Raw genomic sequence first — 18,572 nt, forward strand, 5'->3', positions numbered from 1 at the left:
TCAGCCAATCAACGGCTGGCGAAGTACATGGTGACTTCGAAACCAATACGCAGATCAGTGTAAGCAGGTTTGGACCAGGTCATATTCTTACTCCTATCAAGGGATGGGACGTTCACTACCAAGTAATACATATAGTCCACCTCCCATTGGAGATGTTCAGATATTGCTGCGCAATGTTACGCAATTTTATTAAAGTTAGCGCTGTCTCGGTGGAGAAAGCCTGTTGCAGGGTTGGCAATGATCACGGCGCTGCTTGCCAGTCGTCGTTGATACGCGGCCCGTTGGCCACGCATTGCCAGCCGCCTGCGGCGTCATTGAGTTGTTGCGCGGCGCGCTGCACATCCTCGCGTGTGCACGCTTGGATCAACTGTTGAAGCTGATCCAGATAGCCCGACGAATGACCTGCCAGGTGCGCATGCCAGAGCAAGTCGGCAGCTTCGTTGATGGGCAGCGTCTGGGCCGCGAACTGCTGTGCGAGGGCCTGGTTACCCACGTCGGGGCTGCGGTCGATCAACGACGGCAGTTGCCCCAGGAAGGTCTGCAACTGTTGGACGATGCCGTCTAGGGAAGTGCTGGGCGATTGCACCCCAAACAGCAGGCCGGTTTGGCCGTTGATCTGTCGGATGCCGCTGAACACGGCGTAGCCGATTTGCAGTTCGACTCTCAAACGCTGGTAGAACGGCCCCTGGAGCACGTGCCCGAGCAACCGCCAGTTGGCTTCATCGGCGAGGGATTGAGTCGGCGTTGGGCAAAATAACAGTAGCGCTGCTTCGCTGGATTCGGTGCTGACTTCTTGCCAGCGCTTTTGTCCGTCAAGGGCCCGGGGTGTGAAAGGCGTAGTTGCCGGTTGCCCAGGCAGCCGGGCCGCTGCGGCTTTGATCGCGGTTTCACAGGCGGGGGGCAGGCCCGTGCCCAGCCCCTGCCAGCGCGCGGTAGCCCATGATGCTGTCGTCTCCTGAGGCTCGGGCTGAACACTCGCACAGCAAGCAGGCAACGCCTTGAGCAGTTCCCGGATGGCGATCATCGGCACGGGAGCGGGCGCAGGCAAAGGTTCATTCGAGTCACTCAAACACAGCGCCAGTGCTTCGAGCACCGCCGGCATGGGCTCGTGAAGGCCGTGCATTCTCACCTGCCAGTCAGTGGCGATCGCTTCGCAAGACAACTCGACGCCCGCCTGGCGTGCCTGTTCGCGCAACGGCCGCAACAGGCCTTCCAGCCCGGTGGGTACGGCCGAGTCAAACCGCCAGTGCAGGTATAGCGCGCCTTCCCCAGTGTCATCCGCCAATGCCTGGCTGAAGGTCAATGTCGACCGCTCCCGCCGGCCCCGTGTGCGATCCTGAGCAAAGGTACGCAAGCCACGATGGGCGCTCGTTTGGCCGCGAATCAGGCCGGCGCGTTCTTCCTTGGCGGGCGCACGAAGCAAAGGGTTGTTGGGCGGCAGTTGCCAAGGGTGCCGGGAGGCGGGCAGGTGCAGTGAATCGAGCATGGTCTTGAGGGCTGCTGCGCCTTGTTCCGACAGGTCTTGGGCATCGTTGCGCGCCAACGCCAGGGCGCCTTGGACCTGTTGTTGGCGAGCATTGAGCAAGGCGAACTCTTCGCGTAACGCTGTCCAGTCGCTGTGTGCGAAGAAACTCAGCCAGTCGTGCAGCAACTCTTCGATCGGCGTGGCCGGTTCGCGCTCGCTGCCGAGAGTGAAGTGGATATCCAGCACGGCTTGATCCGCGAATTGGTACAGCACGGACGCCTGCAGCGCGGTGGCCAGTCGTCGTGCTTGCAGTTCGGCGAACAACCCGCCGGGGGCCGAGGCGTTGAGCCAGGTGCAGAGAAACGCCAGCGCTTCCCGTGGCGCGTCACAGGTAATGACTTGATGCAGGTGGCGATCGGCCGTGTGTTGATAGCAGCGTGCCGAGCCTTGCATCAAGGCCGGTGGAGCGGCCTGCGGGTGCAATGGCCCGGGCGTCAGTTGGTCACTGAACTGCTGGGCCAAGGCCTGAAGGTCGCTCAGCGATTGTGGGCCGGCGAGGCTCAAGGTCATCTGCCCGCTTTGATAAAAGTCTGCGTGGAACCCACGCAAGGCGTGCTGAAAGTCGTCGCTTTCCACCGGCAGGCTGTCGCGGTTGCCGGCATGAAAACCTCGGAGGGGATGATCTGCCGCCAAGCCTTGCAGCAGCGCCACTTGCTGTTGGGCCTTGGCATCCTGGGACCAGGCGATGAACTCCGCGTCCAGCACTTCGCGTTCACGTTGTTGATCGTCGAGGGCCAGGCGTGGGTGAGCCAGCATATCCGCCAAACGCGCCAGCCCGTCTGCAAAAACCGGCACCGGCAGTTCAAAGAAGAACTCGGTGGTGCGCTCACGGGTGCTGGCGTTGACCTGCCCACCGTGGCGCTGCACGTAGGCCATCAGCCCTTCGCCTGCTGGAAAGCGCTCGGTACCGAGAAACAACAAGTGCTCAAGAAAATGCGCCAGCCCAGGCGAAGCCAATGGCACGTCATGGCTGCCGGCAGCCACCTGTAAAACGGCGGCGCAACGCTTCAAGCGCGGCGCATGGCGCAGGCAAACCCGCAGGTCATTGGCGAGGGTCAGGTGAACGGGATGAGGGTGAACCGGCGCAGGCATGGGCACTTCCGAGGCGTGGGAAGGGCCTATGCTAGCAAACCCAATGGGTCAGGGCTTGTGCAGTGCGCCGTAGAGTTCGGCGCGACGGTCTTGCAGGTAGTGGTTGGCGGCGCGGGCGTCGACAATAGATTGGCGATCCAGGGTGCCGACGATCAAGGCTTCATCCAGGCCGGCCTGGGCAATTCGTTGGCCGTCCGGCGCGGCAATGCTGCTTTGCCCGCAGTAGTGAATTTCGCCTTCGTGCCCGCAATAGTTGGCATAGGCCACGAAGCATTGGTTTTCAAAGGCTCGCGCCCGCACGGTGACGTCGGCAACGAAGTCGAACGGCACCATATTGGCGGTGGGCACCAGGATCAGTTCGGCACCGGCCAGGGCCAGGCGCCGAGTGTTTTCCGGAAACTCCAGGTCGTAGCAAATCAGCATGCCCACCTTCCAACCGTTCAATTCCACCACCGGGAAATCATCGGGGCCGGCGCTGAACATCGAGTGGTCAAGATCGCCAAACAAGTGAGTCTTGCGGTAGTTGCACAGGCGGTTGCCCTGAGCATCGATCAACTGCACCGCGTTGTAGACCTGGCCGTCTTCGGCCCGTTCCGGGTAGCCATACAGGATCGCCAGCCCAGCACTTTGCGCCAGTTGGGCAATCGCCTGCGCCGATGGCCCATCCTGTGCCTCGGCCAGTGCGCCAACGGCTTCGGCGCCAATGTTATAGCCGCTGAGGAACATCTCTGGCAGCACCAGCACATCGGCGCCGTGTGCCTCATGGGCCAACTGGTGCAGGCGCTGCAGGTTAGCGGCCACATCCAGCGGCAGCGGCGGGCATTGGTACAGGGCGACACGCATGCTCAACTCCTTATTCTGCGAGGGCGATTGGCCCTATTTCATCGAACACGTCGCCTGGGCCTGGGTTCTCCGGGTGGGTGCTGCCACCGAAGTGGTTCATGATGCCCCATACCGCGTTGAGCGAGGTTTGTACGGCGCCTTCGACCCATGCAGGCGTCCACGATACATCATCACCCGCGATGAAGATCCCGCGTTGTTCGGCAGGCATATCCTTTTGCATGAAGTGCGCATACATCCGCTGGTTATAGCGATAGTGACCGGGCAAAGCGCCTTTGAAGGCCCCGAGGAAATGTGGATCGGCCTCCCAGGACACGGTGATCGGGTCGCCGATGATGCGCGCCTTGATGTCAACGTTGGGGTAGATCTTCTTCAGCGCATCGAGGGCCAGTTTCACCCGCTTGTCGATAGGCTGGGGCAGCATTTTCAGCGCGTCGCTCATCCATGAGTAGGACAAGCAGATCACCCCCGGCTTGTCGTCGCCATTATCGAACAGGTAGGTGCCCCGGGTCAGGCGGTCGGTGAGGGTCATGCTCATCAGGTCGCGGCCGGTTTGCGGGTCTTTGTCTTTCCAGAATGGGCGGTCAACCATCACGAAGGTTTTCGATGACTGCATGTAGCGAGTGCGATCCAGGGCCATCCACATTTTTTGTGAGAATAGGGTTTCGTCGCATTCGATCTGTGTGGTCAGCAGCCAACTTTGGCAGGTGGTCAGCACCGCCGCGTATTCGCGGGTGTCACCATAGTTGTCGGTAACGGCAAAGCGGCCATCGGCGGCGTGGGCAATGCGCTTCACGCCGGCCCGTGGTGCGCCTCTATGCAGCGAGCTGAGGCTGGTGCCGGCCGGCCAATGGGCGCAGCGCTCCGGCACGTGGCGCCAGATGCCCATGGGCACTTGTGCCACGCCACCGACGATCAGGTGTTGATGATCATCGCAGTTGGTCATCACCACGCGGAAGATTTCCAGCATGGAGTTGGGGAAGTCAGAGTCCCAGCCGCCGGTACCGAAACCGACCTGGCCAAACACCTCGCGGTGGTGAAACGACAATTTGGCGAAGGCTTTGGAGGTGGCGACGAAGTCGTAGAAGGTGCGGTCATCCCACAACGGCACGAGCTTGTTCCATAGCTCCTTGAGCCGCGGCACGTCGCGGTCGCGGATTGCCTGCTGGATATCGCCGAACTGCGAACCGGCCTCCAGGGCGTCGGCCCAGGCATCGGCCACTTCCTGGAACAGAGCAGGCAAGTCGGCGAGTTTTTGCGCGTAGTGGGTCTGGCCTTCCAAGTCGATTACAGTGCTGCCGGACGCCGGCGTCAGCGGGTTGGGAAAGGGCTTGGTTTCCAGTCCCAGTTTGTCCACGTAATGGTAGAACGCCGTGGACGACACCGGAAACCGCATACCGCCCAGCTCGGCGATGATGCCTTCGGCGCCTTCAAAGGCTTGGGAGCGCAAGCGACCACCCATCTTCGAGGCTTCATACACAACGGGCTTGAGTCCGAGCTTCATCAGCTCGTACGCCGCAACCAGGCCCGCGATCCCGGCACCCACAATTGCCACTTCGGCGCCGTGATTGGCCGCAGGAATACTGCCCAGCCCGGCGGGGTGTTCGATCCAGTCATCAAAGGCAAACGGGAAGTCCGGGCCGAAGATGGTGATGGGTTTCTTACCGTCGCCCGGGTGGCGATTGGGCTTGCTGAGGGTGCTGGACGGAATGCTCATGGCTGACCTTACTGACGGCTCGGCGGGAGGAGGGCCCGTTGAGTATAGGAAAAGATGGCAGCCAGTTTAGGGAGCGTTGCGCTCGTTAATAAGACGCAATGTGTCGTCGTATTGCGCTGGTTTTAGTCAATATGACGAAGATGGTGATCAGATTGGTTGTCCGCGATCCAATTTGTTACTGAGGATGATCGAGGTGGTGGTTTTCTCGACGCCATCGACACTGCCGATCTGGTCCAGCAATTGGTCCAGTTGCTCCGGCGAATCGGTGCGCAGCCAAGCCACGTAATCGAACTCCCCACTCACCGCGCACAACTGCTGCACTTGCGCCATGGCGCTCAGCCTGCGCAACACCTCTTTGCCCGAACGGGGTTGCACGGTAATGCCCACGTAAGCCTGCAACCCACCATCCGCAACGCGCTGGCCCAGGCGCACGCCGTAACCGGTGATCACCTGGGTTTTCTCCAGGCGTGCCAGACGCGACGTGACGGTGGTACGCGCGATGCCCAACTGCCGGGCGAGCATGGCCACGCTTTCACGGGCATTGAGCTGCAGGGCGGCGATCAGTTGGCGGTCGATTTCGTCTAGGACGGGCAAGGGGAGAGCTCCAGTGCGGGCGGGCAGTGAGCAGGCATGTTACAGGCTTGGCCCTGCGGACAAAATCACTCGGCCAGATACGCAAAAGCCGCGCAATGCGCGGCTTTCTTGTGTGGTGGGCCCAGTAGGACTCGAACCTACGACCAAGGGATTATGAGTCCCCTGCTCTAACCAACTGAGCTATAGGCCCTCAGTAGGTCGCGGATTATAACGATGGTTTGTTCACTGTGCCATCCGAAAAATCCTCATGCCGTGTACGAAGGAAGCTGGCGGCAAAAAGCTCCGGCGGCAGGGGCAGGCTGACGATGTAGCCTTGTATCTGTTCACACCCCTCGCTTGCGAGGAATGCTTGTTGTGCCGGGGTCTCCACGCCTTCGGCGATGATGGTGAATTGCATGCTGTGGCCGAGGGCGATGATGGCGCGCACGATGGCTGCATCGTGAGGGTCGTCGGGCAAGCCGCGGACGAAGGATTGGTCGATCTTGAGGAAGTCCAGGGGCAGGCGCTTGAGGTAGCTGAGGGACGAGTAGCCGGTGCCGAAATCATCGATCGCCAGCTGGACGCCCAGGCGCTTGAGTTGGTGCAACACCGCGAGTGCTTCTTCGGCTTGGCTCATGATGAAGTTTTCGGTGATTTCCAGTTGCAGGCAGCCGGGTTCGAGGCGGTAATCGCGCAGCAGTTGTTCGATGCGTGACAGCAGGTTGGGGTGACGCAGTTGGGCGCCTGCGAGGTTGACCGACAGTGGGCCGAAATCCTCGAAAGCCGCTTGCCAGGCGTGCAGCTGCCGGCACGCCTGTTCCAGTACCCAGTCGCCGATTTGCAGGATCATGCCGTTCTCTTCGGCCAAGGCAATAAAGTGCTCGGGCGGGACCTCGCCCAGCGTCGGGTGGTGCCAGCGGATCAAGGCTTCGGCGCCGATCAGTTGTTGGGTGACCAGGTTGCGCTTGGGTTGGTAATACAGGCTCAATTCTTCACGTTCGATGGCGCGGCGCAGTTCGTGCTCCAGCGCTACGCGTTCATTGGCTTGGGCAGTCAGGTCGCGGGTATAGCGCTCGACCCGGTTACGCCCCTTGGCTTTGGAGCGATACATCGCGGCGTCGGCATTTTTGACCAGGGTGGCGACGTCAGTACCGTCTTGCGGATATAGGCTGGTGCCGATACTGGCGCTGATAAAGAACTCATGCTCGCCGGCCTGGAATGGCGGGGTAAAACAGTCGAGCAGTTTGTTCGCCAAGTGCTGGGCGTCGCTCGCCTGTTGCAAGCCGGGCAGGAGGATGATGAATTCGTCGCCGCCTAAGCGAGCAACGGTGTCCACGTCCCGCAACTGCTCCTTGAGGCGTACGGCGATGTCTTTGAGCAGCAGGTCACCGACCGGGTGGCCGAGGCTGTCGTTGATGTGTTTGAAGCGGTCGAGGTCGAGAAACAACACCGCGCCCTGTTTACCACTTTCCTGCTGGCCGTTGAGTGCGGCCTGCAGCCGGTTTTCAAACAAGGTGCGGTTGGGCAGGCCAGTCAATGGGTCGTGGTGGGCCTGATAATCCAGGCGTGCCTGGGCCAGCTTGAGGCTGGAGATGTCGGCGAACACGGCGACGAAGTGAGTGACCAAGTGCTCGCGGTTACGCACGGCGCTGATGGTCAGCCAGCTCGGATACACCTCGCCGTTCTTGCGGCGGTTGGAGATCTCTCCTTGCCAGTGACCGTGGGCCGTCAACTGGTGCCACATCGCCGCATAGAACGCGCTGTCATGCAGGCCGGAGGCAAGCAGGCGCGGGGTATGGCCAAGGGCTTCAACCTCGCTGTAGCCGGTTATCTCAGTGAAGGCGCGGTTGACGGCGCTGATGTTCTGCCGTGTGTCGGTGATCAAGACGCCTTCGGCGGTGCTTTCGAACACCGTGGCGGCCTGCTGCAGTTTTTCCTGCATCAACTGGCGTTCGGTGATGTCCCGGGCGATGGTCAGCATGCAATCTTCGTCGCCAATCGGCAGTGGGCGGCTGGACACTTCGCAGAGGCGAAGCTGGCCGTCGGCACGACGGATATGACAGATGAAATCGCGGACAAAGCCGTCGCGCTGCATTAACTCCAGCATGTGTTTGCGTTCGTTGAGGTCGACCCAGATGCCCAGGTCCAAGGTTGATTGGTCAAGTGAGGAGGCGCTGGTGAAGCCGGTCAGGTGGCTGAAACCTTCGTTCACTTCAATCAGCAGGCCATCCCTTTGGCGACTCAGTAGTAAACCGTCGGGGGAAGCATGGAATGCCTTGGCGAATTTCTCTTCGGAGGTTTGTAGCTGCTGTTGGGTTTCCTTGAGCTGGGTGATATCGCGCACCACCACCACCAGGGCTTCGGTGGTATCGAGTTGGAACGGCTCAGCTGAGATCAGCCCGGTAAATGCCTGACCATTGCTGCGCAGAAAGGACATTTCCAGGTTACGGATACTGGTGGTCTGTACCCGCTGCAGCAAATCCGGGCCGACGCCCTGAATGCCCCATATATTCAGATCCGAGGCGGTTTTGCCCACGACCTCATCAGAGCTCAGGCCAATCTGGTCCTCGAATGCCTTGTTGACCTCCAGCAAACAACCATCAGACAACCGAGCAATCACCAGAATGTCCGGACACTGCTGAAACACCGAGGCAAATTTCTGCTCGGACAGCTGCAGGGCTTCTTCGGTGCGCTTGGCTTCGCTGATGTCGATCATCAGGCCACGCAGCACCGGCTCGTGGCCGTGTTCGATCAGGCTGACAATGTCACGTACCCACAGGCAGCGGCCATCAGCGGTGATGACCCGGTAATCAATACTGTGATCACGGTTAGCGCGAGTTTCCCGATAGCAATAGGCCTCGGCGCGGGTCAGGTCGGCGGGGTGGATGATGTTGCGCCAGAAGCCTGGAATCAGCCAATGTGCGCGGGGATAGCCGAGCAGCTCTTCAGCATGGGGCGACACGTAGCTGTAGGTGAAATCGCTGATGCTTGCTTCCCAGGCGATGGCGGACAAGCTCTCCACCAAGCCGCGATAGTGGTACTCGCTGCTTCGCAGTTCTTGCTCAAGGGCGACCCGGCGGGAAATTTCCGAGCTGAGCCGGCGATTGATCCGAATGACGATCGCCAGCACCGTACTCAATAGCAGCACCGCGGGCAGGCCGTACGTGAGCAGGTCAGCCCAGAAGGTGCGGTGATCGGTGAAGCTGCCGACCCAGTGCTGCTGGATCGCATCCGTCTCGGCTGAGCTGAGGTCGGCGAGGACTTTGTCCAGGATGCCCACCAGGATTTTCTCATCCCGCGGCACGCCCATCGCCAGTTGGTAGCGATAGGGTGTTTCGCCGCTGACGTACAGGCCGTCGAGCTTGAGTTGGCGCAGGCTCCAGACGCTGGAGGCGAGGTCGCCGACCACGGCATCCACTTCATCGGTGGCCAGGGCTTGCAGCGTCGAACTGACGTTGGGCATCGCCACAAGATTCAGGTCCGGATGGTGGGTACGCAGCAGTTCATGGGGCGCGTAGTTTTCCACCACGGCAATTTTCAGCCCGTACAAATCCTTGAGACTGCGTGGTTTCGCGCCGCCTTCATGGGCCAGGATGACGATGGGAAAGTCGAGATAGGGGCGTGTGAAGGCCAGGAAGTTCTGGCGTTCGGGGGTGGACATGATGCCAGGTAGCAGGTCGAGTTGGTTGTTGCGGGCTTGTTCAAGCACCGCGGTCCAGTTAACCGGTTCGATCAGTTTGATTCGCACACCCAGGCGGTCCTGGAGCAGGCGTACGTAATCGGCTGCCAAGCCCTGATATCGGCCATTTTCATCGCGATATTCAAAAGGTGGCCAAGACGCATCCACGCCTAGGCGCAGCTCCTGATGGTCCGCCAACCAGCTACGCTCATCATCCGTAAGAGTCAACGCGCCAGCCGTTGCGGTCCAGGTCAGCAGCGACAGCAGTATCACGGTCGGCAATCTGGGCATAACGGTCTCGTTATGGCACGGGGAATGTCTCGAGTGTAGACGGGCATTGCGAGGGCGGGTGGTGCGGGGCAGTTAATCTGTGCAAAGCAATCGGTAGAAAGCAAAACCCCCGGCCTGGGCCGGGGGTTCTGGTATCACTCGTCGAGGAAGGAGCGCAGATGCTCGCTTCGCGTCGGGTGGCGCAACTTGCGCAGCGCCTTGGCTTCGATCTGACGGATCCGCTCACGGGTCACGTCAAACTGCTTACCGACTTCCTCAAGGGTGTGGTCGGTATTCATGTCGATGCCGAAACGCATGCGCAGTACCTTGGCTTCACGAGCAGTGAGGCCGGACAGTACGTCGCGAGTCGCTTCTTTCAAGCTCTCAACAGTGGCGACATCGATTGGCGACTGCATGGTCGAGTCTTCGATGAAATCACCCAGATGGGAGTCTTCGTCATCACCAATCGGCGTTTCCATGGAGATCGGCTCTTTAGCGATCTTCAACACCTTGCGGATTTTATCCTCAGGCATTTCCATGCGTTCGCCCAGCTCTTCCGGGGTCGGTTCGCGACCCATTTCCTGCAACATCTGCCGGGAAATACGGTTGAGCTTGTTGATGGTCTCGATCATGTGCACCGGAATACGGATGGTGCGGGCCTGGTCGGCGATCGAGCGAGTGATCGCCTGACGGATCCACCAGGTGGCATAAGTCGAGAACTTGTAGCCGCGACGGTATTCGAACTTGTCCACCGCCTTCATCAAGCCGATGTTGCCTTCCTGGATCAGATCAAGGAATTGCAGGCCACGGTTGGTGTACTTCTTGGCGATGGAGATCACCAGACGCAAGTTCGCTTCAACCATCTCTTTCTTCGCGCGGCGGGCCTTGGCCTCACCGATCGACATGCGACGGTTGATGTCTTTGATTTCTGCAATCGTCAGGCCGGTTTCGGTCTCAAGCGCGGTCAGCTTCTGCTGGCAACGGATGATATCGGGCTGCAGGCGGCCGATGGCTTCGGCGTATTTCGCCTTGCCCTTGGCCAGTGCGTCGCTCCAGCTTTCGTCAACTTCGTTGCCCGGGAACTGGCGCAGGAAATCGGTACGCGGCATGCGCGCATCACGCACACAGAGCTGCATGATCGCACGCTCTTGGGCACGCAGACGTTCAAGAGCACTGCGAACACGCTCAACCAGGCCTTCGAATTGCTTAGGCACCAGCTTGATCGGCATGAACAGCTCAGCCAGGGCCACCAGCTCGGCAATCGCCTGCTTGTTGCCGCGACCGTGCTTCTTCAGGGCCTTGCGGGTGATTTCCATTTGATCGGAAACCGCACCGAAGCGCTGGGCAGCGATGACCGGGTCTGGACCGCTTTCGGCTTCTTCTTCGTCGTCGCTGCTTTCAGCTTCGTCGTCGTCGGAGTCGTCGTCCGCTTTTGCGGCTTTCGCATCAACAGGCGGCGGTACTTCGGCGGCAGGCGGCGCAATGCCGTCGTCCGGGTCGATATAACCGCTCAGGACGTCGGACAGGCGGCCACCTTCGGTGGTGACGCGAGTGTACTCGGAGAGAATGTGGTCAACCGTGCCAGGGAAGTGCGCAATGGCGCCCATCACTTCACGGATGCCCTCTTCGATACGCTTGGCGATTTCGATTTCGCCTTCGCGTGTCAGCAGCTCGACGGTACCCATTTCGCGCATATACATGCGCACAGGGTCTGTCGTGCGGCCGATATCGGTCTCTACTGCAGCCAGCGCGGCAGCAGCTTCCTCAGCGGCGGCCTCGTCGGTATCAGCGTCGGCCAGCATAAGGGAATCCTTATCTGGCGCGACTTCGAATACGTTGATCCCCATGTCGTTAATCATGCGGATGATGTCTTCCACCTGCTCAGGATCTGAAATATCCTCAGGCAGGTGGTCGTTGACCTCCGCGTAAGTCAGGTAACCCTGCTCACGACCGAGAAGTATCAACTCTTTGATACGAGACTGCTGTTGCGCTTTTCCGGACATAACACCCTATCCACTGAAGGTCTTGGCGGGCAAAAAACAAGCCGAGGATTATACCCGAGCTATGACCTCACACGCCAGCTGAGGTCGGGTTTGATGCGTAAACATTCTGTTTTAAGAGGTCGCGCATCTGTTTTGCTATCTGAATTTGCTCTTCAGCCGATAATCCCGGCTGCCTCGCTCTCTTGATAAGTTCGTCGAGGGTCTGAGTGTGTTGACCCGCGGATAACCTATTAATGGTGTCTAAAAACTGTTGTTCAAGGTTGTCGCCGTCAATTAGCCACTCCTTTTCCGCCAGTGCCCGCAATAAACGGCCCTGTTCCGTGCCGTGCCAGCGAGCCATCAACTGAATTGAGTTTAGCTTAGGGTTTTTCTGCACGGCTTCGATCAGTGCAATAAGCACCTGAGCATAGGTATTGCTTTCGTTGGCAAAGTGGTCGGCACTTTCAACCTTGCCGGCCAATTGCGGGTGGTGAATCAGTGTGCGCAGTGCAATCAATGTGGGGGCTTCCACCGCTACGGGCGTGCGTGGCGCGTAGGCTTCATCGCGATCACCGCGTTTGCCGTTTTTGCTCCACGGCTTTTTATCCCACTTCTTGCCGCCTGCGCCGGGCTTTTTCGGCGTCCATTCCTGCTGGGGCGCGAAGGCTTCCTGAGGCTGGTGGAAATCGGCGTAGTCCGGCATGGCGTCGTAATCCATGCCGGGGTCGTAGGCTGGCGGCGCCTCTTGCGGGGCGCTGTGCACCAGCTGGCTTACGGCTTCACCGCTCAAGCCGGTGATCTCCAGCAGGCGCTGGCGCATCAGCGTGCGCAAGTTGGCGCCGGGGACTTTGTCGATCAGCGGCGCCGCGAGGGTGGCCATATGGGCCTTGCCCTCGAGGGAGCGCGGGTCGGCTTCTTCGGTCAGTTGCTGGAAAAAATAATCCGCCAGCGGCTGCGCATGTTGATTGATGCGTGCGCGGAACGCGTCGGTACCTTCCGAGCGCACCAGGGTGTCCGGGTCTTCGCCTTCGGGCAGGAACAGGAAGCGTGCGCGGCGCCCATCCTGCAGGCTCGACAGCGTGGCTTCGAGCGCGCGCCAGGCGGCGTTGCGGCCGGCCTGGTCGCCGTCAAAGCAAAACAGCACGCTGGGCACGACGCGGAACAGGCGCTTCAAATGTTCTTCGCTGGTGGCGGTGCCGAGGGTCGCGACCGCGTTGCGCAAGCCTTGTTGGGCCAGGGCGATCACGTCCATATAGCCTTCAACCACGATGATCTCGTCGAGGTTGCGGTTGTTCTTGCGTGCTTCGAACAGGCCGTAGAGTTCCTGGCCCTTGTGGAACACCGGGGTCTCCGGAGAGTTCAGGTACTTGGGCTTGTCGTCCCCGAGTACACGGCCGCCGAAGGCGATGATGCGGCCACGGCTGTCGCGGATCGGGAACATCACGCGGTCGCGGAAGCGGTCATAGCGCTTTCCAGTCTCGGCGTTTTCCACCAGCAGGCCGGCATCGATCATGGCCTTTTGCTGGAGAGTGTCGCTGCTCAGGTGTTTATACAGATTGTCCCAGCCCGGCGGGGCGAAGCCGAGTCCGAAGTCCCGAGCAATTTCGCCGGTGAGGCCGCGCCCTTTAAGGTAATCGACAGCGGCCTTGCGCTGCGGATGGCTCTTGAGTGCCTGGCGGTAAAAATCGGCAGCGGCGGTCAGCAGCGGATACAGCGGCGAATCGGTGGGTTGCCGGGGTTTGTGCGGCCGGCCACTTTCCTCGCGGGGCACTTCCATGCCGGCGGCTTTGGCCAAGTCCTCGACAGCCTGGGGGAAGTCCAGGTTGTCGTGGTCCATCAAGAAGCCCAGGGCATTCCCGCCCGCGCCGCAACCGAAACAGTAATAGAACTGCTTGTCGGGGCTGACACTGAAGGATGGGGTTTTTTCTTTATGGAAAGGGCAGCAGGCGGTGTAGTTTTTGCCGGCTTTTTTCAGCTGTACGCGTGAGCTGACAACATCGACGATGTCGGTGCGGTTCAGAAGGTCGTCAATAAAGCTCTGGGGAATCAGCCCGGCCATGGCGTTCTCGTCATCACTGCGTGTAAATGAGGGCCCGTGATGTGTTCAAGCGCACGTATGGAATGCTCGATCATCATCGTCTGCGTGGGTCATCAGGGAGTGTATCTGCCGAATATTTACTGAGGATAGTTTCTGATCAGTCTTCGGCATGGAAATGTTGCCCGGGCGTCCGGTCTTGGCCAATGGCGGCCTCGGAAACGCATCGTTGGGCACAGCCGATACAGTTGATCGTCTGTTTGAAGAATAGGTGTGCTCGTCAGTAGCCTTGTTAGGCTCGTCAGAAGAGACGTGCACCGCTGACAAAAGAGCCAGCCCTGACGTGTGAAGCAGTGTCTCGGTCGCGTGTGCGGCGTCGACGGTGAAGCATCAAGCGATATCCGCAAATGCCAACAGCCCGGCTGAGGGCCGGGCTTGGCAGAAGCTTGCTACGAACGTCTGTGTATTAGTACAGACGAACGGCGCGGCGCTGTTCGCGCTGAACTTTCTTAGCGTGACGCTTAACAGCGGCTGCTGCTTTGCGCTTACGCTCAGAAGTTGGCTTCTCATAAAATTCGCGGCTACGAACTTCAGCCAGAACACCGGCTTTTTCGCAGGAGCGCTTGAAACGACGCAGAGCTACGTCGAAGGGTTCGTTCTCTTTTACTTTGACGGCTGGCATCCAGAGCTACCTTCTTTCATTACCGGGAATCAACGTTCTCGTCGCAAAAAATTCGCGGCTGAGGTCGTCGGTTTTTAAGGGTTGCGGATGTTAACCCCTCATTGCCCGGAATGCAAAGCCTCTGATCGAAAACCGCTAGTCGGGAGGGGGAGTGGCGACTATTATGCGCGCCTTCGAATTCAGCCTCTACAAGGCGCAAACCCATGCTAGTACTGGGACTTGAAACCTCCTGCGACGAAACCGGAGTCGCACTATACGACAGTGAACGCGGGCTTTTGGCCGATGCACTGTTTAGTCAGATCGACCTGCATCGCGCCTATGGCGGCGTGGTGCCGGAGCTTGCCAGCCGCGATCATGTCAAGCGCATGCTGCCGTTGATCCGCCAGGTGCTGGATGAGGCCGGCTGTGTGGCAACCGAGATCGATGCCATCGCTTACACCGCCGGCCCCGGATTGGTCGGAGCCCTGCTGGTTGGGGCCTCTTGCGCCCAGGCGTTGGCCTTTGCCTGGGGTATTCCTGCCCTTGGCGTGCACCATATGGAAGGCCACTTACTGGCGCCCATGCTGGAAAAAACACCGCCAGAGTTCCCGTTCGTCGCTTTGTTGGTTTCGGGCGGGCATACGCAGCTGGTTCAGGTGGATGGGATCGGCCAATACACACTCTTGGGCGAGTCGCTGGACGATGCCGCGGGTGAAGCGTTCGACAAAACCGCGAAGATGATGGGGCTTAATTATCCGGGTGGTCCGGAAATCGCCCGCCTTGCCGAGAACGGCGTTGCCGGTCGCTACACGTTCCCGCGGCCGATGTGTGATCGTCCTGGCTTGATGTTCAGTTTCAGCGGCTTGAAAACCTCTGCCTTGAACACCTGGCAGCAGAGCGTCAGCGCCGGGGACGACGGCCAGCAAGCCCGTTGCGACATCGCGCTGGCGTTCCAGCAGGCTGTGGTGGAGACTTTGACCATCAAGTGCAAGCGCGCCCTGAAACAGGCGGGCATGAAGCGGCTGGTGATCGCAGGCGGCGTCAGCGCCAACAAGGCGTTGCGCAGTTCCCTGGGAAAAATGCTCGGCGATATGAATGGCAATGTGTTCTACGCACGCCCTGAGTTCTGCACTGACAACGGCGCAATGATCGCCTATGCCGGTTGCCAGCGCTTGCAGGCCGGGCAGCACGAAAGCCTGGCGATCAGCGTGCAGGCGCGCTGGCCGATGGAGCAATTGCCGCCGTTGTAAGGTTCAAGGGCGCCGGATCCAGGCGGAGAATTTAAAAATGCCGTTCGCGCCCGGCAAACAGGTCGCGTAGATTGCCGCGGTGGCGCCAGACGATCAGCAGTGTCAGCACGCTCATCGGCAGCAGCGCTTGCGGTTCCTGCCAGGCCAGCAGCGGCAGGGTCAGCGGCGTGGCAATCAGCGCGGCCAGCGAGCTGGTGCGGGTCAGGTAGAACGTCAGCAGCCAGGCGAGCATGGCCAGTAACGCCGCAGGGGGGTAAATGCCCAGTAGCAGGCCGGCCGCCGTGGCGACGCCCTTGCCGCCGCGAAAACGGAAGTACAACGGGAACAGGTGGCCCAGGACGGCACATAGGCCCACCCAGGCTTGCTGTTGCAAGCTAAGGCCGACGAGGCTGGCGATCAGCACGGGCAGCAGGCCCTTGCACACGTCGCCCAGCAAGGTCAGGACGGCGAGTTTCTTGCCGGCCAGGCGCAACATATTGGTGGCGCCGGCATTGCCTGAGCCACTCATTCGCGGATCGGGATTTCCCGTCAAGCGGCTGAGCAAAATGGCGAAGGACAGCGAGCCGAGCAGGTAGGCGAAAATCGCCAGTGACCAAAACATGCTAACTATTCCGGGCGAGGACGCCCTGATTCTAACGGGGCATCGCGCCCTTGTCGTGCTGCGGAGAAAAGTGCTTGGACAGAGTGTTTATCGAAGGCCTGGAAGTCGACACCGTGATCGGGGCTTACGACTGGGAGCGCGGAATCCGGCAATGCCTGCGCCTGGACCTGAGCTTCGCCTGGGATAATCGCCCAGCTGCGGCCGGTGATGACCTGACCCTGGCACTGGATTACGCCAGGGTGTCTGCGCGTATCCAGGCCTTTGCCGAGCAGTCCCAGTACCAACTGGTGGAAACCTTTGCCGAGCGTCTGGCCGAAGTGCTGATGAGTGAATTCCAGATTCCCTGGCTGCACCTCAAGTTGACCAAGCCCGGCGCGGTACCGGCTGCCAAGGGCGTGGGCGTGGAGATCGAGCGCGGATGTCGTTGACTCAGGTTTACCTCGGGCTTGGCAGCAATATCGACCGCGAGGCTCGCCTATGCGCCGGCTTGGATGCGTTGGCGGGTTTCTTGACGGATATGCGCTGTTCGGCGGTGTTCGAAAGCCAGCCGGTGGGGATCAAAAGTGGACCGTTTTTCAATCTGGTGGTGTCGGCTTATACCGACCTGCCGTTGATGGAGTTGGATCGCCGCTTGAAATCCATCGAGGCTGACAATGGTCGCTACGCGCCCGACCGCAAAGGCCTGCCGTTGGATATCGATGTGTTGTTGTATGGCGATTGGGTGGGCAATTTCGATGGATTGATCTTGCCGCGGGCCGAAATTCTGAAAAACGCCTTTGTGTTGTGGCCGCTGTCGATGATGGCGCCGGACCGTATGCACCCTGAGGCGGGCAAGACAATGGCCGAATTATGGCGAGACGCGCAGATTGATCAGGTATTGGCACCTGTGGCGTTCGAGTGGCAGGGTCAGCCACTCACGCCACACGCTCTTTTGTAGGAGCCGAGCTTGTTGTGGCGAGGGAGCTTGCTCCCGCTGGGCTGCGCAGCAGCCCCACTATCTTGGGAGCGCTTCGCACTCCAGCGGGAGCAAGCTCCCTCGCCACAACGGCCATCGCCTAGGGTGAGGGATTTTCCTTGTAGGCTTTAAGCGCCTTGAGCCGTTCGCGCTTGAGCGCCTCGCCCAGTTCGGGGCCTTTGAAACCCTTTTCCAGCAGCGGCGCGACCGGCACTTCGCGTGCAGCCTTTGCTGCTGCGCGCAAATAATCGGCCTGTGGATAACTGCGTTGCTCAAAACCCTCGCGGCCACGAGCGTCCATTTCGCAGGCCACCACGAACTCTTCAAAGCGTTGCGGCCGACGGTACACGTCGAAGCTTTGCAGCAACTCCAGCAATGTCGAGGCCTTGAGCTCAAGCGCTCGATGCCCGTGAGTATGATATTGCCCCACCAGCAAGGCCAACTCCTGGCAATCCCTCGGCGCCTTGAAACGCTCGTTCACCGCTTTGATCAGCTTCAGGCCGCGTTGCTCGTGAGCAATATGCTGCGGTAACTTATCCACAGGCGTCAGGCCTTTGCCCAGGTCGTGCAACAGGCAGGCCCAGCGCACGCTCAGCGGTTGCTTGTGCAGGGCAGCTTGCTCCAGCACGCTCAAGGTGTGCACGCCGGTGTCTATTTCCGGGTGGTGAGCTGCGGGCTGCGGCACACCGAACAGCGCGTCCACTTCCGGCATCAAGGTTTTCAGTGCGTCGCAGTCACGCAGTACTTGAATAAATACCTGGGGTTGATCTTCCATCAGCGCCCGTGAGATTTCCTTCCAGCTGCGCTCGGGGGTAAGCGCCTCCAACTCGCCGGACTCACTGAGTTGGCGCATTAACTCCAGGGTCTCAGGGGCGACTGTGAAGCCGAGAGGCGCATAGCGCGCGGCGAAACGCGCAACGCGCAGCACGCGGAGGGGATCTTCGGCGAATGCGGGAGAAACGTGCCGTAAAATACGCGCTTCAAGGTCGCGTTGACCCTGATAAGGATCGGTCAGGTTACCCTCGTCGTCCTCTGCCATGGCGTTGATGGTCAGGTCACGCCGGATCAGGTCTTCTTCCAGCGTAACGTCGGGGCTCGCATGGAATATAAAGCCGCCGTAACCCCGGCCATTCTTGCGTTCGGTGCGAGCGAGGGCGTATTCGTCGCCGTTTTTCGGGTCGAGAAATACCGGGAAATCGGCGCCCACCGGTTTATAACCTTTGGCGAGCATCTCTTCGGCCGTCGCGCCAACGACGACGCGGTCTATATCGGTGACCTCGATGCCCAGAAGGCGATCACGCACGGCGCCGCCGACTTTGTAGATTTTCATGAAAAAGCCTCCATTAGTGGCACAGGATAACGCCTGAGCCTGGCCAATGGAGGCTTTGCTGT

At 60.1% G+C, this 18,572-nt stretch carries 14 protein-coding genes and 1 tRNA gene; 3 read left to right on the forward strand and 12 right to left on the reverse strand.

All coding sequences use genetic code 11. The features are described from left to right. Nucleotides 1-8 precede the first annotated feature (8 nt). From pqqA to rpsU, 10 genes are all read right to left on the reverse strand, one after another. The gene (gene pqqA / locus CER19_RS21980; RefSeq protein ID WP_003194766.1) at nt 9-83 is read right to left on the reverse strand and encodes a pyrroloquinoline quinone precursor peptide PqqA; all 75 of its coding nucleotides are present in this window, start codon (nt 81-83) and stop codon (nt 9-11) included. Between the two features lie 158 nt (nt 84-241). After that, nucleotides 242-2,617 (reverse strand): pyrroloquinoline quinone biosynthesis protein PqqF, encoded by a 2,376-nt coding sequence (gene pqqF / locus CER19_RS21985; RefSeq protein ID WP_116667959.1) that lies wholly within the window; start codon nt 2,615-2,617, stop codon nt 242-244. Between the two features lie 48 nt (nt 2,618-2,665). Further along, a complete protein-coding gene (locus CER19_RS21990) occupies nt 2,666-3,460 on the reverse strand; it encodes a carbon-nitrogen hydrolase family protein (RefSeq protein ID WP_116667960.1) in 795 nt (264 codons plus the stop codon). 10 nt (nt 3,461-3,470) lie between these two features. Continuing rightward, a complete protein-coding gene (locus CER19_RS21995; RefSeq protein WP_116667961.1) occupies nt 3,471-5,174 on the reverse strand; it encodes an NAD(P)/FAD-dependent oxidoreductase in 1,704 nt (567 codons plus the stop codon). 147 nt (nt 5,175-5,321) lie between these two features. Further along, nucleotides 5,322-5,768: an Lrp/AsnC family transcriptional regulator gene (locus CER19_RS22000; RefSeq protein WP_096144789.1), complete on the reverse strand. Its 447-nt coding sequence runs from the start codon at nt 5,766-5,768 to the stop codon at nt 5,322-5,324. Nucleotides 5,769-5,881: 113 nt separating this feature from the next. Further along, nucleotides 5,882-5,958, reverse strand: a tRNA-Ile gene (locus tag CER19_RS22005). A gap of 15 nt (nt 5,959-5,973) precedes the next feature. Beyond that, the gene (locus CER19_RS22010) at nt 5,974-9,717 is read right to left on the reverse strand and encodes a bifunctional diguanylate cyclase/phosphodiesterase (RefSeq protein ID WP_116667962.1); all 3,744 of its coding nucleotides are present in this window, start codon (nt 9,715-9,717) and stop codon (nt 5,974-5,976) included. 134 nt (nt 9,718-9,851) lie between these two features. Further along, the gene (gene rpoD / locus CER19_RS22015) at nt 9,852-11,699 is read right to left on the reverse strand and encodes an RNA polymerase sigma factor RpoD (protein ID WP_034128833.1); all 1,848 of its coding nucleotides are present in this window, start codon (nt 11,697-11,699) and stop codon (nt 9,852-9,854) included. Nucleotides 11,700-11,766: 67 nt separating this feature from the next. After that, nucleotides 11,767-13,737 carry a DNA primase gene (gene dnaG / locus CER19_RS22020; RefSeq protein ID WP_014720188.1) on the reverse strand — a complete coding sequence of 657 codons (1,971 nt, stop codon included), beginning with the start codon at nt 13,735-13,737 and terminating at the stop codon, nt 11,767-11,769. 442 nt (nt 13,738-14,179) lie between these two features. Beyond that, nucleotides 14,180-14,395: a 30S ribosomal protein S21 gene (gene rpsU, locus CER19_RS22025; protein WP_002551877.1), complete on the reverse strand. Its 216-nt coding sequence runs from the start codon at nt 14,393-14,395 to the stop codon at nt 14,180-14,182. Nucleotides 14,396-14,598: 203 nt separating this feature from the next. Here rpsU and tsaD point away from each other — a divergent pair, with 203 nt between their 5' ends. After that, nucleotides 14,599-15,624 (forward strand): tRNA (adenosine(37)-N6)-threonylcarbamoyltransferase complex transferase subunit TsaD, encoded by a 1,026-nt coding sequence (tsaD, locus tag CER19_RS22030; protein ID WP_116667963.1) that lies wholly within the window; start codon nt 14,599-14,601, stop codon nt 15,622-15,624. 31 nt (nt 15,625-15,655) lie between these two features. Here tsaD and plsY read toward each other — a convergent pair whose 3' ends face one another. After that, a complete protein-coding gene (gene plsY, locus CER19_RS22035) occupies nt 15,656-16,225 on the reverse strand; it encodes a glycerol-3-phosphate 1-O-acyltransferase PlsY (RefSeq protein WP_116667964.1) in 570 nt (189 codons plus the stop codon). A 74-nt stretch (nt 16,226-16,299) separates the two neighbouring features. Here plsY and folB point away from each other — a divergent pair, with 74 nt between their 5' ends. Both folB and folK read left to right on the forward strand, forming a co-directional pair. Then, nucleotides 16,300-16,653, forward strand: a complete 354-nt coding sequence (folB, locus tag CER19_RS22040; RefSeq protein WP_032895029.1) for a dihydroneopterin aldolase — start codon at nt 16,300-16,302, stop codon at nt 16,651-16,653. Next, complete coding sequence (gene folK, locus CER19_RS22045) at nt 16,644-17,162, forward strand: 2-amino-4-hydroxy-6-hydroxymethyldihydropteridine diphosphokinase (RefSeq protein ID WP_116667965.1); 519 nt, start codon at nt 16,644-16,646, stop codon at nt 17,160-17,162. Before folB ends, folK begins: the two co-directional genes overlap by 10 nt. A gap of 118 nt (nt 17,163-17,280) precedes the next feature. On the opposite strand, the gene CER19_RS22050 is transcribed toward folK, so the two are convergent. Further along, nucleotides 17,281-18,510 (reverse strand): multifunctional CCA addition/repair protein, encoded by a 1,230-nt coding sequence (locus tag CER19_RS22050; protein ID WP_116667966.1) that lies wholly within the window; start codon nt 18,508-18,510, stop codon nt 17,281-17,283. Nucleotides 18,511-18,572 lie beyond the last annotated feature (62 nt).

The sequence above is a fragment of the Pseudomonas sp. GL93 genome, assembly GCF_003408955.1.
Taxonomy (GTDB): Bacteria; Pseudomonadota; Gammaproteobacteria; order Pseudomonadales; family Pseudomonadaceae; genus Aquipseudomonas; species Aquipseudomonas paracarnis.